Annotated in this window: 1 protein-coding gene and 1 pseudogene; one reads left to right on the top strand and one right to left on the bottom strand. The window is 59.0% G+C overall.

Features of this window, described 5'->3' with window-relative positions; all coding sequences use genetic code 11:
• Window positions 1–284, top strand: a pseudogene (locus FDW87_RS22435) (nickel/cobalt efflux protein RcnA); the annotation flags it as partial.
• A 45-nt stretch (window positions 285–329) separates the two neighbouring features.
• Here the strand turns inward: FDW87_RS22435 and FDW87_RS22430 are convergent.
• A partial coding sequence (locus tag FDW87_RS22430; RefSeq protein ID WP_252363138.1) for an amidohydrolase family protein occupies window positions 330–1,073 on the bottom strand: 744 nt, incomplete at its 5' end.

Here is a 1,073-nt window from a genome sequence, read left to right as displayed (position 1 = left end):
CCGGCGGGTTGATCCCCTGCCCTGCTGCCATTACGGTACTGCTGATTTGCATCCAGCTCAAAGCCTTCACGCTGGGTGCCACCATGGTGCTGTGCTTCAGCCTCGGGCTGGCGCTAACGCTGGTAACGGTGGGCGTGGGAGCGGCAATCAGCGTGCAGCAGGCGGCCAAACGCTGGAGCGGATTTAACACACTGGCACGCAAAGCGCCCTATTTTTCAAGCGCGCTTATCGCGATGGTCGGCTTATATATGGGGATTCACGGCTATATGGGGATCGTCGGTTAACGAGCAGAGAGCGCAGCAGCGATTGCCGCTGCGCATCAAACCAGGCTAGCTTGCGACGTTCCCCCACACCAGTTGGCCTTTATGGAAGGTCGCGGTGCGTGGGGAGATTCGCGCGACCGCTTCCGCTGAGCAGGAGGCATCCACCAGTACAAAGCTGGCTTCATCCTGCGCCTTCGGCCAGACGCGCTCACCTTTATCGTTAAGCGGCAGCACATCGCCGGTGGCGAGGAACAGCGCTCGCGACAGGTTGAGTTCATTGGGACGAATATAGAGCTGTGCGTACAGATTCGCCTTCTCCAGCGTGTCTCCAAGCCCGTACGGCGACCAATGGTCAATCACACTGTCGGTCCCGGTAATCACTTCCACGCCTTTGTCACGCAGCTGCTTGAGCGGCATATGCAAGGTACCGATCGGCACCGTCGAGGCAATGGTAATCTGCTGCGCCGCCATGCGGCTCGCCAGCGCATCCACCTGCTGTTCGTTCAGGGTTGCCAGCGCAAATGCGTGACTGATGGTCAGTTTGCCCTTCAACTGCGGCGTTTTCTCCACCGTTTCCACCATGTAATTCACCGCCGCAACGCCCGCCGGGCTGGTTTCATGCAGATGGATATCCACGCCTTTATCGTAATCCAGCGCAATCTGGAACATGGTGTCGAGGGATTTTTCCATCGCCCCGTCCACGCTGGTTGGGTCCAGACCGCCGACGTAATGCGCCCCCGCCTGCATTGCTTCACGCATCAACGGTTCAGACTTCGATAACAGCAGGCCATGCTGCGGAAACGCCACGAT

The sequence above is a fragment of the Citrobacter sp. wls826 genome, assembly GCF_005281245.1.
Taxonomy (GTDB): Bacteria; Pseudomonadota; Gammaproteobacteria; order Enterobacterales; family Enterobacteriaceae; genus Citrobacter; species Citrobacter braakii.
This window is presented reverse-complemented; position numbering and strand designations above follow the sequence as displayed.